Below are 23,630 nucleotides of genomic sequence, written 5' to 3' on the forward strand. Positions count from 1 at the left end.
GGACCGGGTTCTCCGCCCGGGGGAAGCGAACCGTGCCGGCAACCAGAGCCGCCGGCTAGACGGCGGTGCGTTCGGCGGCGTGACGCCGCTCGAGCTCGTTCAGTCCGCCCCAGATCCCGTGGGGTTCGCGGGTCAACAGCGCGAACGTGAGGCAGGCTTGCCGGACCGAGCACTCGGCGCAGATCGCCTTGGCTCGAGATTCCCGAACGACACGCTCTTCCCTGGTTTCCACGTGCGTGGGAGAGAAGAACAGGTTGGCGTCGGAGCCCCGGCAACCGGCTTCGGACTGCCAAACGAGGTTGAGTTCCCAGGTCGGACGCATCGAAGGGGCCGTGGCGTTCCGAGGCTTGCTCGCCGCAGCCGTAACTCCTCTCTCACGGTATACGACGCGCGGAGAGGGACGGATGTTCCGTTTCGTTGACACCCCGCACAATGGTGCGGCCGGAACAGGTTCCCAGACAAGGGCCGGCCAGGTACTTTGAGCAGAGTATCCCGGTTTACAAAGGCCTTTTTCTCGTCGCCGGCTCCGGGGATCAGGAACGCCGGACGCGGAGCAAGCTTCCTTCCACTCCGCTCACGACGACGTCCTCGCCGACCCGCACCTTGTCGCCGTCCTCGGAGCGAGCGCGCCACAGCTCATCGGCGACCCACACGAACCCCTCTGGGTTCAAGACGCTCCGCACCCGGCCGGGCTGCCCGACGAGCGCCCGGGCCTCCTTCTGTTCGGTCGGCGAGAGCCGCGACCGCTTCACGAAGGTCATCACCGGGACGAAGAAGACCAGCGTCGAGACGACCCCGAGCGCAACGAGCCACCACCGGATCCCGAGCACGCCGGCCGGGGCCGGGAACATCGTCAACGAACCGTAGGTGAGCAGAGCGGTTCCGGCGATCGTCGGCAGGCCGAGCCCGTTCACGGCGACGTCGGCCGAAAGCAGCGCGATCCCTGCAGTGAAGAGCGCCAGGCCGAGCACGCTCACCGGGAGCACCGTCAGACCCCAACCCGCGCCGGCCAGGAGAAGCAGGCCCGAGACGCCGGCGACGCCGAACCCCGGCTGGAACAGCTCGAAGGCCAGCAGCATCGCGGCGGTGAGCAACATGAGATACGCGAGCGCCGGCGTCGCCAGCGTGTGGAGCAGCGCCCTGATCGGGCCCGGCTTGAGGAATCGAACCACGGCCTCTCGCTCGGGCAGCCGCAGCGTCACCGGGCCGGCGGCCGTCGTGACCGTTCGACCGTCGGAAAGGGTGAGCAGCTCGGCGACGACCGGCGTAACCAGATCCACCGCTCCGGCGTCGAGCGAGGCGTTCGCGCCGAGCGAGCGTTCGAAGAACGCGGCTGGGTCGCCGCGCTTACGCGCGCGCGCCAGCGTCTCGACGAGCGTGAGGTCTTCCGCGCGAACGCGCGCGCCTTCGGGCGAGTCGGGATCGATGCCGAGCTCCGATGGGAAGACCGGTCCGAGCCGCGCGCTGGGGCCGATCGCGCTCACGTGCGCGGCGGCGGCGATCAGCGCCCCGCCGGAGCGCGCGCGCGCCGTCCGCGGGCCGATCCAGACCGCGATCGGCACCCGCGAGGCCTGCATGGCGTCGATGATCTCTCGGATGTCGACCTCGAGCGCTCCCGGCGTGTCGAGCTCGAGCACGAGCAACTCTGCTCCGTCGGTGTTTGCCTGCGCGATGCGGTCGAGAACGAATCCGGCCAGTTGCGGGTCGAGGACGCCGAACACCTCGGCGACGTCGATGGTCGGTGCGTCCTGCTGAACCGAAGCAGCATCGGCGACGGCCGGCCCCGAGAAGGCGGTTGCGGCCAGAGAAAGGAAGAGGATGAGCCAAGCGGATCGGCGCACGGCAAGCGCGGATGATAGCGGTTCGAGCGGCGCGCGGCTCCGGCGCGTTCGCTGCCGGGCCCGCCTATGATTGACCCCCTGATGTCCGCCTCGCTGACGGCCTCACGGCTCGCCATCGTTTCCGGCAAGGGAGGCGTCGGCAAGACCACCGTCTCCGCCGCCTTGGCGCTCGCGGCCGGTCACGCCGGCAAGCGCGTTCTGCTGGTCGAGGTGGAGCAACGGCAGGCGATCGCCCCGCTCTTCGGTGAGCGGCCCATCGGCTACGAAGAGCGGCGTCTGGCGCCGAACGTCACGGCCCTTTCGGTCGAGCCCGACGAGGCGCTCGTCGAGTACCTCTACCTCTTCTACGGGATCCGCCGTGTCGGCAAGGTCCTCCGAGGCACGAAAGCCGTGGACTTCGCGACCAACGTCGCCCCCGGCCTGCGCGACATCCTGCTGATCGGGAAGGTCAAAGAGGCCGAGCGCCGCCGCCAGGAAGGTCGCTACGTGTACGACCTGATCGTCCTCGACGCGCCTCCCACCGGACGGCTGCCGCGGTTCCTGGACGCGCCGCGGGCGGTGACGGAGCTGGTGAGCAGCGGCCCGATCCGGAAGCAGGCGCAGGGCGTGCTCGACATGGTGACCGACCCGAAGCGGTGCCGGGTCGTGCTCGTGACGCTCCCCGAGGACATGCCGGTTCGAGAGACGGTCGAGGCGGCCGACGCGCTCGCGAAGATGAGCGTGACCGTGGGGCCCATCGTGATCAACAGCGTCCTCCCCGAGGTCTTCTCCAGCGCGAAGCTGAAGGTCCTCGCGAGGGACGCGGCGACACCGCTCGCCGCCGACGCCGAGAAGGCCGGGATCCGCCTGACCGAGGATGCGGTGGACGGGCTCGCGCGTGTCACGTCGATGCACGCTCGCAAGACCCTCTGTCAGCGCGGCGCGATCGCGGAGCTCGAGCGCGAGACGAGCATCCCATCCTTGCAGTTGCCGTACGTCTTCTCCCCTCGGATGGGACGTGATGAGATCGACCGTCTCTCCGCCGAGCTGGAAGCCCAAGGGGCGATCGGATGAGCGATCTTTCGCGGTTGCTCGCCGAGCGTCACGTGCTGGTGTGCGTCGGGCCCGGCGGCGTCGGCAAAACGACCACGGCGGCGGCGCTGGCCGTTCGCGCCGCCGATGAGGGACGTCGGGTCATCGTCCTGACGATCGACCCGGCGAGGCGTCTCGCGCAGTCGCTCGGCCTCGACGCGCTCGACAACACCCCGAAGCGCATCCCGCTCGAGGGTGAGCGCCGGCAGAAGCCGCCCGGCGAGCTGTGGGGGATGATGCTCGACATGAAGTCGACGTTCGACGACATGATCCTCGACATGACGTCGCCCGATCGCGCGGAGAAGATCTTCGCGAACCCCTTCTACCAGCACATCTCCTCGACGCTGGCCGGGACGCAGGAGTACATGGCGATGGAAAAGCTCTGGGAGCTCCACGAGGAGGGGCGCTGGGAGCTGATCGTGCTCGACACGCCGCCGACCCGGAGCGCGCTCGACTTCCTCGACGCGCCGAAGAAGGTGACGGATTTCCTCGAGGGAAAGTTCCTGCGGCTGCTTCTGTGGCCGTACCTCCAGGCCGGCAAGACGTACATGAAAGCGGTGAGCTTCGGCGCCAAAGCCTTCCTCAAGGTCGCCACCAAGATCACCGGCAGCGAGCTGCTCGAGGACGTGGCGAACTTCTTCCTCGCCTTCGAGGGGATGTACGACACGTTCAAGGAACGGTCCAAGCGCGTCTACGACCTGCTCTCCGCGCGGCGGACCGCGTTCGTCGTGGTGTCGACTCCTCAGGACGCGTCGCTGCGCGAGGCACGCTACTTCGTGCAGCGCCTCGGGTCCGAGAAGATGCCGCTCGGCGGCGTGGTGATGAACCGGACGCACGACGTCGCGTCGGTGGCCGGGCTCGAGGACCCGCGCGGGCTCGCGGAGCGAGCGCGCGCGTCCGGGGACGGGAAGCTTCTGGCCCCCGCGCTCGAGCTCTACGGTTCGTGGCGAGAGGTATCGATCCGAGAGGACGCGGCCGTCGCCGCATCGCTCGGAGATCTGACGGACGTGCCGGTCTGGCGCGTTCCCGACCTCGCCGACGACGTCCACGACATGGCGTCGCTCCGGCAGGTCGGTGAGGCGCTCCTCGGCCCGCTGCCGACGATCCGCGCGACAGGCGAGAGCGCCTGAAGGTCTAGGAGGCGGCCGACGCGGTCGCCCGCATGGCCGTCTCGGGGTTCCAGGACGTCGACCGGGTCCGGTTGAGTACGCGACGGCGCTCGCGGTCGGTCAGTCCGCCCCACACGCCGTGCTCGACTCGGTACCGCAACGCGTACGCGAGGCACTCGCCGCGGACCGGGCAGGTCTTGCAGACGACTTTGGCCCGATACTCCTGCGTAGCGCCCGGCGCGAAGAAGATGTCGGCGTCTACGGTCCGGCAAAGAGCTCGATCTTCCCACTCGCCCGTGACATCGACAGAGCTGATCTCTCGCATGGGCACATCGTCGAGGCGAACCAACCCATTTGCGATAGACCACCTGGGTCAAATGATCCCATCCGAAATGACTCGGCAGAAATGCGGAGGACTCTCGTCGCGCTGCCACCCATCGCGATACCCTGACCGCGAGCCATGATCAGGGGAGAGTACGACCCCGACCGAATCAGCCGGATGAAGGAACCGCTCCGGCGTGCCTGGGCGCGTGCCCGTAAAGCGATGTCGGCGGAGGAGCCGGGCGGCCCGCCTCCGCCGATGGATCCGAGTGTGAACGGCCGGTTGCACCGGATCGGGCTCGCCTCGCTCGTGATCGGGATCTCCGCCGCGCTGATCGCGGTCCTGACGATCCCCGGCGCTGCGCTGATCGGCCGGCTCGCGCGCAACGTGGCGGGGCGGCTCGAAGGCGGTCCGCAAGGCATCCAGGACGTGTCGTTCAAGATCGCGCAACGTTCGGTGATCTACGCCGCGGGCGGTCAGGTGATCGCGACGCTCGCCGGCGAGGAGAACCGGATGATCGTTCCGATCGATCAGATCCCCCAGATCGCCCAGGAAGCCGTCATCGCGATCGAGGACGCTCGCTTCTACGAGCACAACGGCGTCGACGTCGGCGGCCTGTTCCGCGCGCTGTTCACCAACCTCGAGGCCGGCAGCATCCGTCAAGGCGGAAGCACGATCACCCAGCAGCTGGTGAAGAACATCATCGTTGGGACGGAGAAGACCCTCGACCGCAAGATCCGCGAGGCGCAGTACGCCAGAGCACTCGAGCGTGAGAAGTCCAAGCGAGAGATCCTCGAGCTGTACCTCAACGAGGCGTATTTCGGCGAGGGCGTGTACGGCATCGGCACGGCGGCCGAGTTCTACTTCGGCAAGAAGGTCTCCAAGGTCTCGCTCGCCGAGTCTGCTCTGCTGGCCGGCGTGATCCGCGCGCCGGAGCGGTACGGGCCGCTCGCGAACCCCACGGCATCGCTCGCGCGACGCAACCTCGTGCTCGACCGAATGGTGGTCCTCGGATACGCGACCCAAGCCGAGGCCGATCGCGCCAAGGCCGAGCCCATCAAGGCCTCGAAGCATGAATTGCCGAAGCCGGTCGAGCCCTACTTCGCCGAATTCATCAAGGAGCAGATACTCGACAACCCGAAGTTCGGCGAGACGCGCGGCGATCGCGCGGCGGCTCTGTTCCAGGGCGGCCTCAAGATCCACACCACCCTCGACCTCAAGCTGCAGAAGGCCGCGAGCAAAGCGGTTTCGGACGTGCTCACGAGCCCGAAGGATCCGGCGGCCGCCCTGGTGTCGATCGAGGCTTCGACCGGCAAGGTCAGGGCGATGGTCGGCGGCAGCGACTTCGAAAAGAACAAGTACAACCTCGCGGTCCAAGGGAAACGTCAGGCGGGCTCCTCATTCAAGCCCTTCACGATGATCGCCGCGCTGGAAGCGGGCGTCCCGCCCGGTTACACCCTCGACACACCGTCACCGATCGAGCTGACGGACGCGGCCGGCCAGGTGTGGAAGGTGAACAACTACACGCGCCGAGGCGAGGGGGTCATGGACCTCCGCCGTGCCACCGAGCTGTCGGTCAACTCGTTCTTCGCCCAGCTCATCCAGAAGATCGGCCCCGACAAGGTCGTCGCGACGGCGCAGAAACTGGGCATCCGCAGCGACCTGAAGCCCTACCTGTCGCTCGCGCTCGGCACGTTCGAGGTCTCCCCGTACGAGATGGCGAGCGCATACGCGACGCTCGCGAACGGGGGCGTGCACTGCGCGCCGTTCGCGATCGATCGGATCCTGGACGCCGGGGGGAAGACCGTGGTGCGCAACGACCCGCAGTGCGAGCGAGTGCTCGACGACAAGATCGCCGCACAGGCCGATGCGATCCTCCAAGGCGTCGTCACTCGCGGCACCGGCCGCCGGAACGGCCAGATCGGCCGGCCGGCCGCCGCCAAGACCGGCACGACCGACGACTACAAGGACGCCTGGTACACGGGCTTCACGCCGAACTTCGCCACCGCGGTGTGGATGGGCTATCCGAAGGACCGGACCCGGCCGCTCTACAACATCCACGGGTATCCAGAGGTGTTCGGCGGAAGCTTGCCGGCGATGATCTGGTCGAAGTTCATGCGCGTCGCTCACGAGGGCCTTCCGGTTGTGTCGTTCCCGGCGCCGCCCTCCGCGCCGAAGGCCGTCGTGCCGGACGTAACCGCAACCCCATTCGACGAAGCCAAGGCCGCGCTCGAAGCCGCCGGGTTCAGCGTCCGCCAGGAGACGGTCTCGTCGTCGTACGCGCCCGGCATCGTCGCGGCACAGGATCCCCCGGCCGGCACGAAGACCGAAGCGGGGCGGATGATCACGCTCTTCGTTTCGGACGGGTCCGGGGGCGACGAGCCACCGCCCGAGCCGGAACCGACCTTCGAGCCAGACCCAGAGCCGAGTCCCTAACCGCCCAGGCGCGCCTTCACGAGCGCGGAGACCCGGCCACCGTCCGCCCGTCCGCGGAGCTTGGGCATGAGCGCCTTCATCACCTCGCCCATCTGCTTTGCGGAATCGGCGCCCGTCTCGGCGATGGCCGCATCGACGAGCGCAGCGAGCTCCTCATCGTTCAACCGCTCGGGCAGATAGGAATCGAGCACCGTCAGCTCGGCCGTCTCCTTCGCGACGAGGTCCTCGCGACCGCCCTTCTCGAAGGCCTCGATCGACTCCCGGCGGCGCTTGGCCTCGCGCGTCACGACGTCGAGCACCTCGTCGTCGGAGAGCTCGTGTCGTTTCTCGATCTCGGCGTTCTTCACGGCAGCCATGAGCATGCGGAGCGCGGCGACGCGCACCGCTTCCCGCGCTTTCATCGCTCCGCGCATATCGTCGGCGATCCTCTCTCGCAACACGTCCACTACGATAGCAACCCGTGCTTCGGATCCTGCTCGGCCTCGTCGCGTTCGGCGTCGCCTGCCTTCTGTACGCCTCTCTTATCGAGCGCACCTGGTTCGTTCTGCGCAGGCACGCCGTGCCCTGCCTTCCGCCCGGATCACGTCCGATCAAGATCTTGCACATCTCCGATCTCCATTTTCGGCGCGGCCAGCGGCGCGAGGCCCGGTTCCTCGCCCGGTGCGCCTCAACGGCGCCGGACCTGGTCGTGTGCACCGGTGACTTCCTCGACGAGGAGGCGGGCATCGACGTGGCGGTGCCGGCCGTGTCGCAGATCCGGCCCTCGTCGGCCGCGCTTTTCGTGCTCGGCTCGCACGACTACTACGCCACGAGACCCGGCAACCCGTTCAAGTACTTCCTCGGTCCGAGCAGCCGCAAGCCGCCCAAGGGCGCGACGCTTCCCTGGCGCGACCTCGTCTCCAAGCTGGAAGCGAACGGTTGGCAGCTCGTCCTCAACCGCGCGACGACCATCACGATCGATGGGGTCAGCGCGATCGACGTCGTCGGATTGGACGATCCCCACATCGGTCGCGAGGACCTCTCGGTCGCTTCGCCGCGGGCGGCGCCTGGCTTCCGGCTCGGCATCGTGCATTCGCCGGATGCCGCGCCGGCGCTCGCCGACCTCGGATACGACCTGATCGTGTGCGGCCACACGCACGGCGGGCAGATCCGCATTCCGGGGTTCGGTGCGCTGGTCACGAACACGAGGACGCTCCCACGACGAGGAGCGCGCGGGATGAGCCGGCTCGGACGATCGTGGCTCCACGTGAGCGCCGGCCTCGGCACTTCGCGCTACGCGCCGATCAGGTTCGCGTGCCGCCCGGAGGCGTGCGTGCTGGAGCTAACGCCGGTTGAAGGAAAGTTATCGGAGCAGCGGGCCGCGGTGGCAGCTACGGAGCGGGGCTGAAAAGCCCCGACATGCCGACCGGTTCGAAGACCTGACGCAACGTGTCATTCATGGCCGCCGTCAGCATGATCCCCTTCGCCCGGCACGCCAAGGCGAGGTGCATGACGGCGCCTACGCCGCAGGGATCGATGAACGTGACGCCGTCGCAATCGAGGAAGATCTGTTCCGGGTGCAGCGCCACCACCGCGTCCACAGAGGACCGGAACGCGCTTGCAGAGGCCTCATCGAGCCCGCCCATACACGTGACGAGGCAGTCCTCGCCCGCGTCGGCGATGCTGACAGTAAGCGCGTCGATCCTCACCGGACCTCCCCAGATCGCTTGCTTGTCTCCCTTTCCCTATCACAAGGTAGGCCAAACGTCCCAGAACGTGATCAATAGTGCGCGGCCGTCTCAGGCCTTGCCGGAGAGCACGCGGTCGAACGCTTCGAGGTAGCCCTCGACCATAGCGTCGTCTGAGAAGTGCGCTTCGACGTGCGTCCGGCAGGCTTCCGGCTTGATCTGGCCGACGCGCTCGACCGCCTCGCACATCTCATCGACCGCAGTGACGAGGAAGCCGGTGACGCCGTCCACGATCACTTCCGGCGCCGCGCCGTAGGCGAACGAGATAACCGGCGTGCCGGTGGCCATGGCTTCGGTCATGACGAGTCCGAACGGCTCCGGCCACTGGATCGGGAACAGTACGGCGGAGGCCCGAGACAGCAGATCGGCCTTCTCCTCGACGGTGATCTCTCCGAGGATCTCCTCACTGCCGTCCAGCAGCGGCGCTACCTTCTCGTCCCAGTAAACCTGCTCGGCGTGCTCGGCAGCCTTGACCGCCATCACGAGCTTGCGGCCCGTCCGATGTGCGACCTCGACGGCGATCTCGGGACCTTTCTCGCGGTTGATGCGCCCGAGGAAGAGCAAGAAATCCTCCTTCTCGGACCGGAAGGGGTAGCGGTCGAGGTCGATGCCGTTGTGGACCGTCCCGGCGTACGAAAGCTCGGGGCAGAAGGCACGTTGGGCCGCGCTGATCGCGACGTAATGGATGCGACCGGAGAGCAGCGAGTAGACACGCTTGGCCTCGTCCGTGAACGGGCCGTGCAGCGTGTGCACGACCGGCTGTGCGACGTGCGCGCCCATCGCGGGCCCTATGAGGCCGGAGTGATCGTGGATCAGATCGAACCGGTCCGCGTCCAAGTAAGCGGTCGATGCGTGGACGACGTCGTAGAACACCTCGCCGATGTGCTCGCCGCCGGGAGGATCGTCGAAGACGGTCACGAGCTTCGCGCGCGTGATGCTTCCGCCCGAGGCGTAGAGCGTAACCTCGTGACCGCGATCGGCGAGCCCGTCCGCGAGCAGAGCGACGACCCACTCGATGCCGCCGTAGCGAACGGGCGGCACGGCGAACCACGGCGGAGCGATCTGGGCGATGCGCATCGGGGCGAAGGATACCCGCGGGTGGGCCGGGCTATGCCCCCGGTGGTTGCTCGGCTCCTGAGGCTTTCGGTTTGCGTTCTATCCTGCTGCCCGCGGGGTGGCCGTGGAGCGTGCGGGGAGGCGGAAGCTGGATGATCTTCGTCTCGACGTCGAACTCCATGAGACACATCTGGCAAAGGCCGTGCTCGATGGACTTCGCGCTGCCGCACCACGGGCAATCGAAGAGGTCGGCTCCCACTACCGGCTCCTCACCCCAGATCCCGGGTCGCCCGGAACTATGGTGACGCTAACACCGGCCCTGAGTGACTCGCGCGTCAGAGAGAGCGGGAAGATCTGAGGTCGTTTCGTCGCCCGTATAATGGCCGGCACGGGAAGTAGCGCAGCTTGGCAGCGCGCCACGTTCGGGACGTGGAGGCCGGGGGTTCAAATCCCCCCTTCCCGACTGAAGAAGTTGCTGGTCAGCGCGTTTTCAAAATCGTGTCCCACAGACCGTGGAGTCCCGCTGTCCCATTCTTGTCCCAGGGCAGGAAGTGAAGGAAGTGAAGTCAAGGAAGTGAAGTCAAGGAAGTGACACTGAATCGGGACGGGTTTATCGGAGACTCTGGTCGTTGAGTGCAGTGCTTTTGAGACCGCCCTTCCGCTCTTGAACTGGACACAGGAACTGCACGGGTGAATTCCATTCCATAGAGGACCGTTCTAGACTTAGCTTAGTCTTAGCTTAGTTTCGGGAGGCGGCCTACCCAGATGAGTTACTCCGAGCGGCGTTTCCCCCCAGGGGGTACCTTTGATATCAAAGCATGGATCGCGAGGTTCTCGCCGGTCGTCGTTGTAGTTCTCTCCTTGCTTATTGCCGCGCTGCTTGTCGAGCGACTGGTCTCCGACTGGTACATCAATCGCCCAGCCGGGATTGCAAACCGGCCACGAGACCTAGCGATACTCAGCGTCGTGTACCTGTTTTTCGTTGCCATCTTCCTAATCTTCTTTGTTAAGCCTGAATGGCCAAGTGACATCGCCAACAAGTGGCTGCGCCGCTTTAAGGGTCGAGAAGGTGTTTGGGAGCTGGTCGGCGAAGCCGTCATTGCCGTCTTCGCTGTGCTACTGCTCGTGCTCCTCTTTAACAAGTCGCTCTTCGAGGAGATTCCTGCCAAGGCTAGAGAGTATGGAGCCTGGGCGATAATGGTCGGTGTCCTAGGAATGCTCGCTGCGCTCGCCGTCGTCGTGTTCTTTAGACATGCGGGGGGTGAGGTCGGTGTCCGCTCCTGGATCAACAGAGCGCTGATTGCTGTAGTTGCAGCGTGCCTATTGTGGCTACTTGACCGTCGCGCAGTCGCGGGCCATGTATCGGACTTCTCTCGATCGAAGTACTACTACGACATGACCAAAGACCTACTGCTTTACACACTTCTAATCGTTTTTGTGATCGGCTGGCTCTATGAACTGGGAAAGCACCTAGACTCTGAAGGCGGTCGGCGTGCCTTAGCCCCATCGTTTGCGGCATACCTGGTCCTCATCTTTGTGACTGTCGTAGCCTTTACTCTTGTCCTCTTCTTCGATCTTCGCTGGGTCAATACAATTGAGTTCCGTCCTCAAGAAATTGAGGCACTTACGCAGTGGACGCCCCGCCAGATGTCGTACGTTCGCGCCCACATCATTATCCGAGATTTCTTCATAGTGATTCCGCTATGTGCTGTCTCCATCTTCTGGGCGGGGGTTCACCTCTACAAGACATGGCAAGACGACTGACTAAGAGGCACTGCTTCCATGATCGCTCAACACATCCGAGAAGTTGAGAAGGCTTCGCCGGAAGACCTGAGACAATCGATGGCTACCTTCTCGGCTCCTACCGCATCGCCGCTGCCCCGAGCCGAACTCCAGCGGCTTTGTCTCTGCAGCGCAAGCGACTACACCGTCTATGACTGGGACTGTCGTCTTCGGCGCCGCACAGCAGCCGGAAGCAGGGGTGTGGGTAACCGTTCGAGCGATGTCGCTCCATTCCCTCGCGAGAGGGGTGGGGCCAGTGCAAGTTGCCAAACTCAAAGCATTGAAGATTGCGTTCGATCATGGCACATGGACAATTCGAAGATCCTCCGAAAGTCTGAATCGCGTCGTCACCTTGCGTGAGGGGCAGCAATGGGCGTCATAGGGCCCATACCCCGCTGCATCGATGATAATAACTCGGCCACGAACACGAACATCGAAGATATCTAGCTGCTCACCCTCGAGCGAACCCACGGAGGGAACAAAGTCCTCCAAGGGAATTCGACCGATGACCTTGAGCTCTGAGGAATACACGTAGACAGAGTCGAATCTAGTGTTCCCTCCGAAGTTGTTGCATTGGAGGTACAACAATCCTTCCGCAGAATCATCCCCAGCCAGGTTTACCGACAATGCCTTGGCAACACTTACGAACCCATCGGGAACTTGAATGTTGGGAAGCGAACCGTCGATCAGCCGACCAGCCCTGTATCCACAAATTGCGGGTACCCAGGCGTTCCTAAGCTCTGTAACCGTGGCCCCAGCCAAAGAGCCGCGGCGCCTGGCGACCAGCCAATCGTTCAGCTCTCCGATCACGTCGTTTGAGAGTTCCACGTTGCGCATCAGATTGGAGTGAAAACAAGGGCCACCGCCGATCAAGCGCCCGAGTTGGGCCTGACGATCCTGAGGGTTGGCGAGCCCGACAATCTTCTTGAGTTGAGTCGCCGCGGCGCCGGTTGCTGTGTCGTAGCGACACTCGAACACGCGACCTGGCCTCGGGTCGCTCGTTGCCGATTTCGTCGGGACGATGAGATCGCCGACATCGGTTGACCCATTCAGCGGAGACCCAAGGAGGTTCAAGGGCAGCCGGATCGATCCTGCGATCGTTCGAACATCTAGATCCTTCGGCCAAGAACTCAAGGCGCTCAATTCCGCTGAACCTGCGCTCAGCGCGCGCCCAGCCTCGGATTTCAGCGCGCTGAGAAGAGGCAACGGACCACAGGATCCTCGCCCCGTCTCAGTTCCGGTGTAGCCGCAGATATATCCCAGCAGATACTCAGCCGGCCCGAGCGAGTCGGTGATGCCATTTACCCAGGCGGCCATATCCGAGCCTTCGTACGGCGTTCCGAGCGTGATGACTTTGCCGAGCTTCTTGGACCTTGGAACTCCCTTGGAATCCGTCGAATTCGCTACCCACCGCGTCACCAAGCCACCCATCGAGTGCGCAACAACCGAAACAGGCACCTTCCACTTGTCGTAGAGACAGTCGATTGTCTCGGCGAACTTGCCGCCTACCCTGGAATCATCGACCCAGCGGAGAGAGTCGGGCGTGTATGAGAATGAATACACGGCAACACCGTCCAATCCCGGCGGGAGCTTCTGATCGGGCTGCTTGGACCCCGCGAACAGATCGAGCATCGACCGCGGAGGCTTTGGATGCGCGTCGATGTAGGACAGGTCGATGGTGCGATCGAAGTCTTGGTCGGAGCCCGTGATGCCGTGGATCGTGACGATCGGATAGACGTGATCGTCAGCACCAGGGGTCGGGGCCTTACCGCGCTTGGCGGTTTGGTCATAGGCTCCGCAGGCCCACCCTCCAGCGCCCTGCGCGGAAGCCGGCGTGGTCACAAACAGCAACATGAGCGCGAGGACATGAGACAGCGACGCAACTCTTCCCGGGCGCGTCCTCACGACTTCGTGTCCAACGGCATGCTCGCGTAGATCACCCAATGGCCCTCGCGCTTGCGGAGGAACACCCAGTGGCGCTGAGAATTTTGGTCGGGGATGGTCATCTCGATGTCCACCGACGCGAAGTCGCCTCTAAGGTCCCACGTGTTGGGAATCACCGTTATCTTGGCTCCTACCGGGACGATCCCGTTCCTGTTCGTTGCCAACTCGACCGCCTCGGGGTCGATCCCCGTCGTGTCGCCAGGCCGAAGATTCTCGATCATCGCCGTGGCAGCCCCTCTTTCTCGCTCGCTGCTCGAAGGCTGAAGTAAGAGGAAAGAAGCAAACGCAATCGATGTCAAGGCAATTGGCGCGCCGAACGTCAAGACTCGCCTCGTCCTCTTCGTCATTCCCTCTCCTTGGTCAGCCCGCAGCCTGTTGAGTGGTAGCGATTGCCCCTCGTGTGGGGCTCGGTCCACGGTCCGCCCGCAGGCAACCCACGTTCAAGACACTACTGCGGGCGGACCGTCTCATATTGACTAGAACACCTTGTGGATGCGCCGCGAAATCACGAATCCATGACCCGTCCTTGTATTTTCGCAATGCACCCCTGAACCCGCGGTGCTCAGGCACTCAAAATTTCCGATCTTCAGCCCGAGACCGTAGCCCAGAATGGCTTGGCCACCGGGACCAACCGTGTCGGTGGCGCACACATATGTTGCGCGGCCCACCGTCCCAACTTCCATTCCATATCCGAAGGCCCACTCACGTGGGCAGTCGCCTGGCCTTGGGACATGCCAGGACTTCACCAGAATGTCGCATCGTGCGCCACCCAAGCCTATGTGGCAGCCAATATTGTGCGACGGGGAGTCAAAGAAGCAACCGCCAAAGCCATCTGGCTCGGAGCAGCGGACAAGTCTTGCGGCAGGGTCGCGTTCGGCGTCGGCCTGGGAACTCCGCCTGGCGACCAGCCAATCGTTCAGCTCTCCGATCACGTCGTTTGAGAGTTCCACGTTGCGCATCAGATTGGAGTGAAAACAAGGGCCACCGCCGATCAAGCGCCCGAGTTGGGCCTGACGATCCTGAGGGTTGGCGAGCCCGACAATCTTCTTGAGTTGAGTCGCCGCGGCGCCGGTTGCTGTGTCGTAGCGACACTCGAACACGCGACCTGGCCTCGGGTCGCTCGTTGCCGATTTCGTCGGGACGATGAGATCGCCGACATCGGTTGACCCATTCAGCGGAGACCCAAGGAGGTTCAAGGGCAGCCGGATCGATCCTGCGATCGTTCGAACATCTAGATCCTTCGGCCAAGAACTCAAGGCGCTCAATTCCGCTGAACCTGCGCTCAGCGCGCGCCCAGCCTCGGATTTCAGCGCGCTGAGAAGAGGCAACGGACCACAGGATCCTCGCCCCGTCTCAGTTCCGGTGTAGCCGCAGATATATCCCAGCAGATACTCAGCCGGCCCGAGCGAGTCGGTGATGCCATTTACCCAGGCGGCCATATCCGAGCCTTCGTACGGCGTTCCGAGCGTGATGACTTTGCCGAGCTTCTTGGACCTTGGAACTCCCTTGGAATCCGTCGAATTCGCTACCCACCGCGTCACCAAGCCACCCATCGAGTGCGCAACAACCGAAACAGGCACCTTCCACTTGTCGTAGAGACAGTCGATTGTCTCGGCGAACTTGCCGCCTACCCTGGAATCATCGACCCAGCGGAGAGAGTCGGGCGTGTATGAGAATGAATACACGGCAACACCGTCCAATCCCGGCGGGAGCTTCTGATCGGGCTGCTTGGACCCCGCGAACAGATCGAGCATCGACCGCGGAGGCTTTGGATGCGCGTCGATGTAGGACAGGTCGATGGTGCGATCGAAGTCTTGGTCGGAGCCCGTGATGCCGTGGATCGTGACGATCGGATAGACGTGATCGTCAGCACCAGGGGTCGGGGCCTTACCGCGCTTGGCGGTTTGGTCATAGGCTCCGCAGGCCCACCCTCCAGCGCCCTGCGCGGAAGCCGGCGTGGTCACAAACAGCAACATGAGCGCGAGGACATGAGACAGCGACGCAACTCTTCCCGGGCGCGTCCTCACGACTTCGTGTCCAACGGCATGCTCGCGTAGATCACCCAACCCATAAGTCCTCTTCCCGATGAGTCAAAGTCGATCGACTGGAAGCGATGTTCACTCGAGTCCCCGCAGCGTGTCCCCGAGGTTTTGGTCCCTGGTGTAGCCTTCTCACGGTTGCGTCGGTCACCAGGTCGCTGTCAACTGTATACAACTTTCCCCTCACCGGCGTTGACGCGTAGTTGACGGCTCGAAAGTCGCGCCGGCGTCTCCGGGCGTCGTGAATCAACGCAGCGACACCCTGACTCTGCCCTCAGCACGTGACGAGCACTTTGTCACGCTCGTAGGTCCCCCATAGGACTCGAGAAGTCAAGCACCTAATCGTCGCACCAAGCATGGACGCAGCTGGGCGGTGCCGTCCCAGGCAGGGGAAGAGAGCGGGCGAGCAGAGTACGCACGATCGCACCGAGTGATGGCAAGCGGCGAAACTCTCGTCTGGCGCGGGTATTATGCGGGTATTACTAAGGTACGGCGATCCAGGCAAGGACGTGCGGGAATCGCTCGATCAGATGGACGTGTTGGATTGCGTACCGAACGTATTCGCCGAGCAGCTACAGGCCGTGCGACCTGCGGGGCGCGATGAACGGTTGGCATGGCGACACCAATTCGTTCCCCTCTCTGCAGCTTCGGCCAATAGCCCAGGGACTTACGGGATGAGAACCGCTTAGTTGCCCAAGACGTTGGGTGGATACTCGTTATGACAACCGTAACAAGTGACGATCTCGAAGTGATCGCTCACCGGTGCAACAGGAATATAGAGGAGCGTGATCCACTTCTTGTAGCTCTCGTGGCGATAGCGCTGTTGTGCGCCCCGCCCCCCCGATGTGCAGTTCGAACATTGAAACTCGCCCTTTTCAAGGGTCCGCGAAAACTGCTTCACTCCGCATCCCGCCACTCGGAATCCCACGTCTTCCCCCTTCCGGTTGCCTCGGGGAGACCATACCCCCCCCGCCGTCTGCCCGCGTCCTTAGTGTAACGATTGTCCGGCAGGGTAGATACGGCCCTTTCGCCGACATTCTCCTTCGGCTAGAAATGGGGCAAGACGAACATGCAGTTGCGGGCAAGCAAGGCCGTCGGCGGATCCTCCGCTGCTCGCAGGTGAACATCGATGTCTTGCCGCGCGAGGTCCTCCGCAGCATCAAGTTCGGCTGAGAACAGTTGCCGTAGCGCCGGCCCATAGGCAGCTCGATCTTCAAGTTCCATCACGGCTTCAAGCGCATCATGTGCGACGCGCGTTGCGACCCACAAGTCGAGTCGCCGGCGTAGGTTCTTCGCTTCCGGATTCGTCATCGCTGCGTCCGCCCGTCTCCCGCGCCGCGCTTCGGGGTGCGAGCGCGAATATCGATGACGTCCGCCATCGGAGACTGTTGGGGTTCGTATTCGACATCCGATGGTGGGGTCGCCGTCTCGTCGAACCGGTCAGCCAAATCCTCGTCGAGCCCCTCGAAGAGTCCTCCGTACACATCGAGCGTGAACGCGGCGGAGTGATGGCCGAGACGCATCTGGATCGTCTTCGGATGCGCGCCGGCCGCGATCGCGAGCGCCGCGCTCGTGTGACGCAAGTCGTGGAACCGAAGGTGTCCGATCCCGGCGCGCTTGAGCGATGGCCACCACACGTTCTTGTAGAAGCCGGACCGCGGAAGTGGCTCGCCGGCTTCATCGCCGAAGACCAACCCGTTGCGGCCAGGCGGCCAGCGCTCGATGTGCTCGGCGAGCACATCCATGACGAACACCGGCATGGACACCGTCCGCGACCTTCCGCTCTTCGGAGGACGGATGTGCAGCTCGCCGGCCACGTCGATAATCGCCTCTTCTACGAGGATTTTTCGCCGGAGAAAGTCGACGCAGTGCAAACGCAGCCCGTTGAGCTCTCCGAACCGAAGCCCCCCGTACGCCGCAACGAGGATCATCGCGCGCCAGCGTTCGGGTGTCGCCGCCACGAGCTTCGCCACTTGCTCCGAGGACAGAAAGCGCACTTTGCGATTCGGCCGCCTGGGAGCTTTGACATCGAGCGCGATCGATCGTCCGAGCAGACCGTCATCCACGGCGGCGTTGAGGATGCTGCGCAGAAGTCTCAGCGCTGACTCCGCTTGGTACGGCGACGCCTCACGCAACACCGACTCGACAAACGTCTGGATGTCGAGTTTCGTAAGCGACGCGAGCGTTCGCTTCGCGAAGGCCGGCTTCACGTACAGCCGCCAATGGTCCTTCATCAGCTTGAGCGTCGATGGACTCAGTCGTTGCTCGGCGAAGGCGAGCCACCGATTCTCGTAGAACGTTCCGAGACGCTCCTTCTTGCCGAGGTTCGGATCGCGATACTCGCCTTTGATCTTCTGCATCTCGACGGTGTTCGCGAACGCCTCCGCTTGGGCGCGAATACCGAAGGTACGCGCCTTGCGATGGCCGGCAGGATCCATCCAGCGAACCTGGTAGGCGAGCTTCGGCTTGCCCTTGCGATCCTTGCTTCGTCTCTTTCGAACTGTTGCCATGGTCAGGCTCCTGCGTTTGGACTCGCACCCCATCTTCCACGTGGACCTGACACGTACTGACGCTCTTCATCGCGGTGCTCCTCGAGCCAGCGCTCGACCTCGGATGGGCGGAACCGAACGTGCTTGCCGACCCGGAAGCCGGGAGGACCGATTCCCTGGCAGCGCCACGTGTAGATGGTCTTCGCGGGCACTCCGAGGAAAGCGGCAATCTCTCGAACGGTCCAAAGCGCTTCGTTCACGCGGAGCGCTCCTTCGCGTCGGTCGTCGCGATCCCCTCAAGGCGCGCGAGGCGCTCACGAACGGCGGCCTGCCCCTCGACGAGGCGGTCGACTTTGGCATCGAGCCGTTCGAGGGCTCGGGCCAGGGGCATGCCGGGCGTCGCGCCGACGGACCGGCGGATCGTGCGGATGCTGGCGAGGTAGCCGAGGAGAGCTGCCAGCGTCGGCGGGAACGATGCGATCAGCGCGATCACGATGCCCGCCCTCATGCAGCCCCACCCCGGCCGAGATCGGTGAGGCGGACCCGGTAGTCGGCTCGGAGGGGTCGCCAGACCGATCCGAGCGGATCGGCTCTGTGTCGGTCGAGGCTGGTTGTCGCAAGGATGAATCGAGATCCATCGAGCGCTTCGCGCGCCCGTGCTTCTCGTTGGGCCGAGTTGAAGCAGAACAACAAGAGCCTCGGTGCTCCGTTCGCGCCGGCGATGATGCGGTAGCGCCGGATCTTCTGTTCCAGTCGATTGTGGTTCTCGGTTCCACGATCGAGTTCCAGGAGGAACTCGATCAGTCCCTCGGGCCCTTCGAGCACGCCCATGCCGTCCGGAGTGATGTGATCGTCCCACCGCTTGCGGCAGACTTCCTCGCTGTGCCAGTGCTTCAAGTGGTAGAGGTCGCCCGAGGTTCGGCAGGCCCAGATGAGGAAGCTGAAGAACGTGTTGAGGTCGCGGAGATGACACAGGCGCGGGCTTTCGATGAGACCGAGGCGACGATCGGATCGGAAGTCGAGTTCTCGGAGTTCGATCCCGAGGTGCTCGGCAACGACGAGTGCTCCTGCGGTATCCAGGATGTAGTGATACGGCAGAGATCCCGGTCGTTTGCGTGGACGAGTTCTGCGGATGAGCTCAAGCTCGAGGAGTTTCAATAGCCTGTCTTGAGTCCGTGCCTGGCTGGTGAAACAAAGCCTGTAGATCTGTTCGGTAGTAAGGACCTTGTGGTCGTAGAGATACAGCAGGATCTGGACATCCCGTGGTGTGAGAGAAGAAGCAATCCTTTGAAGGCGGAAGCGTTCGGTGCGCGCGTTTACGCGCGTGCCGATGCGAGTCCGACCGGTGATGCCTTGAGGCGTCATGCGTTCTGACCTGCAGGGTCGGCGGACGCCGGCTCGGGGTGTGGTGACGCCGCGACAGATCCCTCGACAGATGCATCGATGGGTGCCTCGGAGGACTGCTCGTTGTCGTTGTTCCTCTTCTCGGGCGGCAGGAGCGTGTCGGCGGCGCCCAGGTGGCGTCGGTTGATGATGCGTTCGACCTCGGCACGGTCGCTGGCGAACAGCTCCGCGCTGCGGTCGCGAACCTGTTGCGCCCGGTCGGTGCTCCCCGCCTCCGGAGCCTTCGTTCGGAAGGTGAACGCTGAGGCATGACCCCCGGCGATGGTTGCTCGGCAGGCCGCCTGGTAAGCGGCGAGGCGGGAGAGGTCGTAGCCGTCGAGTTCGGGCGCGAAGTGCTTCTCCAGGATCTGCCCGTCCTCAGGTGAACAGGCGAAGACGATCTTGGTGCGGGCATTGGCGCCGAGCGCGTCGCGCATGTCCTTGGGGAGCTGGCCCATGTGCTGGTGCGCGAGCACGAGCGAGAGCCGGTAGCCGCGCGCCTCGGCGAGCAGGTCCTCGAAGGACCTCGGGAGGGCGAGATAGTTGTGCGTCTCGTCCACGTAGAGCGTGACGTCGGGACGCTGCTCCTCGGGCATCGAGGCGCGCTTCATGCACGCCTGCCACACCCGGGCGATGACGAATGCGCCGAGCAGACGTGAGGTGTCTTCGCCCAGCGTCCCTTTCGGAACGCGCACGAGTAGCAAGCCGCCGTTGTCAATGAGCGTTTCGATATCGCGCTTCGGATCGGCCTGGCCGACGATCGCGCGCACCGGTCCGCGCAGCAGGAACGCACGCAGCTTGTTGAGCAGCGGCGCGATGTGCTGGGCGCGTTGCTGTTCGGGGAGCTTCTCGTACCACTTCCAGAACGCCTCGAGGCCGACGACGTCTTCGAGTCGCTCCCTGATGCGCTGCCGCCACTCGAAACTGCTCAGCAACAGCGGGATCTCGGCGAGGGTGGCGCCGGGGATCTGCGCAAGCGTGAGGCAGGCCGCTCGCATGATGTCGTCGGTGCGCGGTCCCCACCACGGTTCGTAGATGCGCTTGAAGACGCCGACGACATGGTCCACGACGAGGTCGGCGTCCTCGCCGGCAAGCAGGTTCAGCCCAACGGCACGCTTGCGCTCTTCCGGATCGATCACGCAAGTGCGCTCCTCCGCGCCGGCGGGAAGACGTTGGAGGATCGCTTCAATCAGGTCGCCTTTCGGGTCGATCACGACGGCTGCACGTCCGGCTTCGGCGTCTTGCAGAACGAGGTTCGCGAGCAACGTCGACTTGCCTGTCCCCGTCTCACCGACGATGTGCACGTGATAGCGGCAGTCCTCCACGGCGAGCGCGACCTCTCGACGCACGCCCGCGTGATCGGCGACACCGAGTACGCGACCGACCGGGAGCAGCGCCTTGGGGGGAGCGACGGTGCGCGCGCCGGCGCGCTCCAAGCCGGGGATCGCGCCGGCGGCAGGAAGCGTGGCGAGCTGGGCCAGTTCGGGAACCGAGAGCAGATACGGGCGCGAGAGCGTTCTGCCGACGAGCGGCGCTATGCCGCCGCGCGCGCGGCGACGCCGGAAACCGTTGCGTCCTTCGAACAACGCGTAGGCGCCGGCGAGTCCGTGGATGCGGCCGCGCGCCTGCTCGCGCTGCGGCGAGGCGACGGCGACCCGCACCAGACAGTGCCACAGCGGCGATGAGGCCTTCGCGAGGATGCCGCGAACGTCGAGCTCGACCGACGGGTCCGGGGCAGGGCGGTAGCCGGCCTTGCGTCCGCGGCCGACCCGCCACGAGATTGCGCCCGGTGTGCCGCCGCCCCGCAGCACACGCGCGGCGCGACGCAGCTTGTAGCGGGCGGCGGAGGTTGCGGGCCGGGCAAGTACTTGGATGACGGCGCGCTCGCCTTCCTCGAGGCCGCCGATCGAAGCGAGAGCGAGGCCGAGTGGATCGTGATCCTGCGAGCCGCCGATGGGAAACCATTCCTTCTCCGCGAGCGCCAGCTCGGTGATCTCGCATTGGTCCTTCAAGAGCTGCGGCACGGCGTCGGCCTCTGCGACCTCGGTGCGCGCGCCGGGAAAGGCCACTTCGACCGCTCGCTCGACGAGCCCGGGTGGGACTTCGGCAGGTACCCACAGCGAGACTTCGACGTCTTCCTGCGCGGCGGTGATCTCCCAGGCCAGGTGCGGCTGACCCAAAAGCACGCGACGCCACCAGGGTCGGAGAAGCGCGTGCATGCCCATCCACAGGAGCCGCGCCCCCTCTGGATCAACCTCCGGAGGAGGCAGGATCTTGATGCGGCGGGCTCCACCGCCTTGGCCCCGCCGACGCCGCGAACCGGAGAGGTGCCACGCAAGAAGAAGAGCCACCACGATGAGCGCGGCTCCGATGAGCCACGGCATCGCATCACGGGCCAGGTCGAGTACGCCGTGGAGCAATCCGCGCCCGTACCTGCCCGGGTCCAGGATGAAGCGCGACAGCGGTCCGCCGGGCAATGGGGAAGGGGTCGGCGCGATGGACCTCATGAGCTCCACCCCGCGTGGATGTGATCGAGATGGTCCTTGGTGAATGTCCACAGTCGGCCGTTGTTGAGCAGCCAAGGTCCACCGAGCTCATCGGGTTGCAAGGAATCCGGTAGCGCGAGGATCGCCTCCATCACCTCGCGCGCGGCTTCGTTGGATACCGACACCGCGACTCCGTTGACTCCGAGGATGTCGATGGCGCGACCGAACATGTGGTTCGAGACACGCGTGGTGCCCTTTACGTAGTAGGAGTGTCCGGAGACGAGCGGCCCGACCGGACCGAGTTCGAAGCTCTGCGCGAGGACGAGCAGCAGACGCAGGACGCGCGGATCGATCGCACCTGAGGAGACATCGCCGCGAGCATTCGGGGTGAGGTGGATCGCGGGATGCGCGAGCACGGCAGCCTCCAATTCGCCGACTGAAAGAGATGCGTTCGCGTCGGCCCCATCGACGTCACCGAAGCCGCCGGCGACCGCCCCGATGACGAGCACGGGTATCAGCAAGAGTCCGGCGAGGCTCGCCGCGATGACCTTGATCAACGCGGTGTCTCCTCGCGAGCCTCGATCGCCGCAAGCTCCGCAGGGTCCGAGGTCGCCAGCAGATGCTCTTGTTCTGAGGCGATGACGCGAACGGCCGCGCGCTCGGTTCCAAGGATCAGCACGCCCTCACCGCGCGAGCATGTGAGAAGGAAGGAGCGCTCCCCTTCGGACAAGCCGAAGACGCGCCCCATCGCCTCGATCGCTTGGGGTTCTTGTCCGAGCAGGATCTTGTGACTGGCATTCGTGACGACGGCGCGACCGAGATCGGTGGCGATGACGTCGTCAACGTCCTGGGTGATCGTGGTGAGCCCGCACCAGTACTTGCGCGCACTCTTCGCGAGTCGCCACATGAACTGCGCCCCGGCATCACCGCCGGCACGCAGAAGCAGCCACGCTTCATCGACCACGACGACGCGCCGGCGTCGTTCGCCGCGCACGACGCGGCGCCAGATCGTCTCCATCGCCATCAGCGCGCCGGCCATCTTCAGCTCGTCGGAAAGGTTGCGCAGCGAGAACACGATGAGATGACCCTCGGGACGCACGGTCGTCGGCTGGTCGAACAGCCCCGTGTGTGAACCGGTCGTATAGCGACGCAGGCCTTCGGCTAAACCCGCACCTCCGGTCATCTGCCCGAGAAGCTCGACGACATCGACCATTCGCGGAGCCGGGCGCGCGTGCGTGCGTGGATCCGGGGTGATGCCCGCGCGCTCGTACGCGGAGAGGACGGCGCGGTCCAGCGTCGCACGCTCTGCGATGGACAGATCTCCTAGGAGCGCGGCGACGAGAGTGTGCATGAACAAGGTCTGTTCGGTGATGGCTTCGGGCTGCCCCGCGGCCGCGAGGTCGAGCGGATTGAGCCTGGCACCGGCTGAACCAAGGGTGATCTCGGTGCCTCCGACCGCGCGGGCCAGCCGCCCGTACTCGTTCTCGGGATCGATCACGAGCACTTCGGCGCCCGAGTACAGCGCGCGCAGGATCTGCAGCTTCGCCAGGTAGCTCTTGCCGGCGCCGGATCGCGCGAGCACGACCTGGTTGTGGTTCTCCAACGCGAACCGATCGACGAAGACGAGCCCGCCGGTCGTCGCGTTGCGTCCGAGGAGGGTGCCGGCGACTCCTTCGATCTCGGCGCTGGCGAACGGGAACGACGCCGCCAGCGCGCGCGTGTCGAAAGTGCGGCGGAGCTTCAACAGGTCGAGGCCGAGCGGAAGCGTGGTGATCCACCCTTGGAGCGCGCGGAACGTTGTCGGTCGCATCTCGAGCAGCAGCGAAGCGCACAGCGAGCGCACGCGGCTGACTTCGGCGGCGAGGGACTCCTCGTCGGGCGCGCGTACGGTTAAGTACAACCCGACGCGGAAAAGGCGTCCCTCGCCGCGCGCGATCGCCGCGCC

Annotated in this window: 23 protein-coding genes and 1 tRNA gene; 6 read left to right on the forward strand and 18 right to left on the reverse strand. The window is 64.7% G+C overall.

Annotation, left to right across the window (positions count from 1 at the left end; translation table 11 throughout):
• Positions 1-55: 55 nt before the first annotated feature.
• Entirely contained in the window at positions 56-322 is a 267-nt protein-coding gene (locus WEB06_13200) for a WhiB family transcriptional regulator (GenBank protein MEX2556569.1), read from the reverse strand.
• 211 nt (positions 323-533) lie between these two features.
• Positions 534-1,841, reverse strand: a complete 1,308-nt coding sequence (locus WEB06_13205) for an NfeD family protein (GenBank protein ID MEX2556570.1) — start codon at positions 1,839-1,841, stop codon at positions 534-536.
• 81 nt (positions 1,842-1,922) lie between these two features.
• On the opposite strand from WEB06_13205, the gene WEB06_13210 reads away from it, so the two are divergent.
• Positions 1,923-2,894 (forward strand): ArsA-related P-loop ATPase, encoded by a 972-nt coding sequence (locus WEB06_13210; GenBank protein MEX2556571.1) that lies wholly within the window; start codon positions 1,923-1,925, stop codon positions 2,892-2,894.
• Positions 2,891-4,042, forward strand: a complete 1,152-nt coding sequence (locus WEB06_13215) for an ArsA-related P-loop ATPase (protein MEX2556572.1) — start codon at positions 2,891-2,893, stop codon at positions 4,040-4,042. The genes WEB06_13210 and WEB06_13215 overlap by 4 nt, the downstream gene beginning before the upstream one ends.
• A 4-nt stretch (positions 4,043-4,046) precedes the next feature.
• On the opposite strand, the gene WEB06_13220 is transcribed toward WEB06_13215, so the two are convergent.
• Positions 4,047-4,346, reverse strand: a complete 300-nt coding sequence (locus WEB06_13220) for a WhiB family transcriptional regulator (GenBank protein ID MEX2556573.1) — start codon at positions 4,344-4,346, stop codon at positions 4,047-4,049.
• 174 nt (positions 4,347-4,520) lie between these two features.
• On the opposite strand from WEB06_13220, the gene WEB06_13225 reads away from it, so the two are divergent.
• Entirely contained in the window at positions 4,521-6,779 is a 2,259-nt protein-coding gene (locus WEB06_13225; GenBank protein MEX2556574.1) for a PBP1A family penicillin-binding protein, read from the forward strand.
• Here the strand turns inward: WEB06_13225 and WEB06_13230 are convergent.
• On the reverse strand, positions 6,776-7,225 hold the full coding sequence (locus WEB06_13230) for a GatB/YqeY domain-containing protein (protein MEX2556575.1): 450 nt from the start codon (positions 7,223-7,225) through the stop codon (positions 6,776-6,778). The genes WEB06_13225 and WEB06_13230 overlap by 4 nt on opposite strands.
• Before the next feature lie 14 nt (positions 7,226-7,239).
• Here WEB06_13230 and WEB06_13235 point away from each other — a divergent pair, with 14 nt between their 5' ends.
• A complete protein-coding gene (locus WEB06_13235) occupies positions 7,240-8,166 on the forward strand; it encodes a metallophosphoesterase (protein MEX2556576.1) in 927 nt (308 codons plus the stop codon).
• On the opposite strand, the gene WEB06_13240 is transcribed toward WEB06_13235, so the two are convergent.
• From WEB06_13240 to WEB06_13250, 3 genes are all read right to left on the reverse strand, one after another.
• On the reverse strand, positions 8,150-8,467 hold the full coding sequence (locus WEB06_13240; protein MEX2556577.1) for an STAS domain-containing protein: 318 nt from the start codon (positions 8,465-8,467) through the stop codon (positions 8,150-8,152). The genes WEB06_13235 and WEB06_13240 overlap by 17 nt on opposite strands.
• 90 nt (positions 8,468-8,557) lie before the next feature.
• A complete protein-coding gene (locus WEB06_13245) occupies positions 8,558-9,583 on the reverse strand; it encodes a glycosyltransferase family 4 protein (protein MEX2556578.1) in 1,026 nt (341 codons plus the stop codon).
• A 31-nt stretch (positions 9,584-9,614) separates the two neighbouring features.
• A complete protein-coding gene (locus WEB06_13250) occupies positions 9,615-9,821 on the reverse strand; it encodes a hypothetical protein (protein ID MEX2556579.1) in 207 nt (68 codons plus the stop codon).
• A 130-nt stretch (positions 9,822-9,951) separates the two neighbouring features.
• On the opposite strand from WEB06_13250, the gene WEB06_13255 reads away from it, so the two are divergent.
• Together WEB06_13255 and WEB06_13260 are read left to right on the forward strand one after the other, a co-directional pair.
• Positions 9,952-10,025: transfer RNA gene (locus tag WEB06_13255), tRNA-Pro, on the forward strand.
• Between the two features lie 302 nt (positions 10,026-10,327).
• Complete coding sequence (locus WEB06_13260; GenBank protein MEX2556580.1) at positions 10,328-11,326, forward strand: hypothetical protein; 999 nt, start codon at positions 10,328-10,330, stop codon at positions 11,324-11,326.
• Positions 11,327-11,641: 315 nt separating this feature from the next.
• Here WEB06_13260 and WEB06_13265 read toward each other — a convergent pair whose 3' ends face one another.
• From WEB06_13265 to WEB06_13315, 11 genes are all read right to left on the reverse strand, one after another.
• Positions 11,642-13,198, reverse strand: a complete 1,557-nt coding sequence (locus WEB06_13265) for a hypothetical protein (GenBank protein MEX2556581.1) — start codon at positions 13,196-13,198, stop codon at positions 11,642-11,644.
• A gap of 47 nt (positions 13,199-13,245) precedes the next feature.
• Positions 13,246-13,509: a hypothetical protein gene (locus tag WEB06_13270; GenBank protein MEX2556582.1), complete on the reverse strand. Its 264-nt coding sequence runs from the start codon at positions 13,507-13,509 to the stop codon at positions 13,246-13,248.
• A 255-nt stretch (positions 13,510-13,764) separates the two neighbouring features.
• Positions 13,765-15,264, reverse strand: coding sequence for a hypothetical protein (locus WEB06_13275; protein ID MEX2556583.1), 1,500 nt, complete (start codon positions 15,262-15,264; stop codon positions 13,765-13,767).
• A 1,110-nt stretch (positions 15,265-16,374) separates the two neighbouring features.
• Entirely contained in the window at positions 16,375-16,638 is a 264-nt protein-coding gene (locus WEB06_13280; protein MEX2556584.1) for a hypothetical protein, read from the reverse strand.
• A complete protein-coding gene (locus WEB06_13285) occupies positions 16,635-17,837 on the reverse strand; it encodes a tyrosine-type recombinase/integrase (protein ID MEX2556585.1) in 1,203 nt (400 codons plus the stop codon). The genes WEB06_13280 and WEB06_13285 overlap by 4 nt, the downstream gene beginning before the upstream one ends.
• Positions 17,838-17,839: 2 nt before the next feature.
• Positions 17,840-18,076, reverse strand: a complete 237-nt coding sequence (locus WEB06_13290) for a helix-turn-helix domain-containing protein (GenBank protein ID MEX2556586.1) — start codon at positions 18,074-18,076, stop codon at positions 17,840-17,842.
• A complete protein-coding gene (locus WEB06_13295; GenBank protein ID MEX2556587.1) occupies positions 18,073-18,324 on the reverse strand; it encodes a hypothetical protein in 252 nt (83 codons plus the stop codon). The genes WEB06_13290 and WEB06_13295 overlap by 4 nt, the downstream gene beginning before the upstream one ends.
• Positions 18,321-19,181, reverse strand: coding sequence for a replication-relaxation family protein (locus tag WEB06_13300; protein ID MEX2556588.1), 861 nt, complete (start codon positions 19,179-19,181; stop codon positions 18,321-18,323). Before WEB06_13300 ends, WEB06_13295 begins: the two co-directional genes overlap by 4 nt.
• Positions 19,178-21,706, reverse strand: coding sequence for a type IV secretion system DNA-binding domain-containing protein (locus WEB06_13305; GenBank protein ID MEX2556589.1), 2,529 nt, complete (start codon positions 21,704-21,706; stop codon positions 19,178-19,180). Before WEB06_13305 ends, WEB06_13300 begins: the two co-directional genes overlap by 4 nt.
• Positions 21,703-22,242 carry a hypothetical protein gene (locus tag WEB06_13310; GenBank protein ID MEX2556590.1) on the reverse strand — a complete coding sequence of 180 codons (540 nt, stop codon included), beginning with the start codon at positions 22,240-22,242 and terminating at the stop codon, positions 21,703-21,705. Before WEB06_13310 ends, WEB06_13305 begins: the two co-directional genes overlap by 4 nt.
• Positions 22,239-23,630 (reverse strand): DUF87 domain-containing protein (locus tag WEB06_13315; GenBank protein ID MEX2556591.1); only part of this gene is annotated, 1,392 nt, incomplete at its 5' end. The genes WEB06_13310 and WEB06_13315, both read right to left, overlap by 4 nt.

The organism is Actinomycetota bacterium (assembly GCA_040905475.1).
Lineage (GTDB): Bacteria > Actinomycetota > AC-67 > AC-67 > AC-67 > DATFGK01.